The organism is Vibrio sp. 10N.222.55.C6, assembly GCF_041473395.1.
Lineage (GTDB): Bacteria > Pseudomonadota > Gammaproteobacteria > Enterobacterales > Vibrionaceae > Vibrio > Vibrio crassostreae_C.
This window is the reverse complement of record NZ_JBFRSD010000429.1, coordinates 1-760: the sequence shown is the minus strand read 5'-3', so window position 1 is coordinate 760 and position 760 is coordinate 1. Positions and strand designations below refer to the sequence as shown.

Annotated in this window: 1 protein-coding gene; it reads left to right on the top strand. The window is 48.2% G+C overall.

What is annotated here, in order from left to right:
• Positions 1 to 760 (top strand): thiamine pyrophosphate-dependent enzyme (locus AB4486_RS24445; RefSeq protein ID WP_372119235.1); only part of this gene is annotated, 760 nt, incomplete at its 5' end.

Here is a 760-nt window from a genome sequence, read left to right as displayed (position 1 = left end):
CAATAAAGGCGCTCGTCAAGATACAGTAGCAACAGAGAAAGCACTGTGGGAAAAAGAGCTTGATGAGTGGACACACGAACGTGACTCGTTCAGCTTGGATATGATTGAAGAAAACTCTCACGAGACTCCGTTCTCTGGTGGCGAATATCTACACCCACGCCAAGTATTGCGTGAGCTAGAAAAAGCGATGCCTGAAGACGTAATGGTCTCGACGGACATCGGTAACATCAACTCAGTGGCAAACAGCTACTTACGCTTTGAAAAACCACGTAGCTTCTTTGCTGCAATGAGTTTCGGTAACTGTGGTTATGCGTTCCCGACCATCATTGGTGCGAAAGCAGCGGCACCTCATCGTCCAGCTATCTCCTATGCAGGTGACGGCGCATGGGGCATGAGCTTGATGGAGACCATGACATGTGTTCGTCATAACATTCCTGTGACAGCCGTGGTATTCCACAACCGTCAATGGGGTGCAGAGAAGAAGAATCAAGTCGACTTCTACAACCGACGCTTTGTTGCTGGTGAACTGGACAACCAAAGCTTTGCGGAAATCGCACGAGCAATGGGCGCTGAAGGTATCACGGTTGATAAGCTAGAAGATGTAGGTCCAACTCTACAGAAAGCCATCGACATGCAAATGAACGAAGGCAAAACAACCATCATTGAAATCATGTGTACTCAGGAATTGGGCGACCCGTTCCGCCGAGATGCACTATCAACGCCGGTTCGTTTCCTAGATAAGTACAAAGACTACGTATAA